Here is a 362-nt window from a genome sequence, read left to right as displayed (position 1 = left end):
CAGGGACGCTACGAAGATCCATGGCAGGATCATTTTGGATAGCCGTTTTCAGTGCTTTGCTTTGAATTCTTGGTAACCAGTGGATTGGAAACTCCGATTGGCAGTCTAACTCCTGGCTTTGACAGTAGTTGATAAAGCCACATTCAAAAGGAAGCAAACAGTGACTACCGCTTTTTAACTGAGGTTCCTTGCGCTTAATAAGCGTAGATTGTGCACCGGCAATCCATTGACGGACGGGGTAAGTATCACCCAATGCCTCTTCACTCAAATCCTCTTCAATTAATAATCCATCATAATTTTCGCCACCCGGATAAGTCCAACTGGTATCCACATGCGCCAAAGAGACCGATGCTATCGGAAGG

Annotated in this window: 1 protein-coding gene; it reads right to left on the bottom strand. The window is 45.6% G+C overall.

Annotated elements, in window-relative coordinates; translation table 11 throughout:
• Positions 1-362: hypothetical protein (locus ACZ3HG_RS23175; RefSeq protein ID WP_465334650.1), on the bottom strand; the 362-nt coding region annotated here is incomplete at both ends.

The sequence above is a fragment of the Erwinia sp. PME.40.26/001 genome (assembly GCF_055556675.1).
The sequence above is the reverse complement of the archived record's forward strand: the minus strand, read 5'-3'. Positions and strand labels throughout refer to the sequence as shown.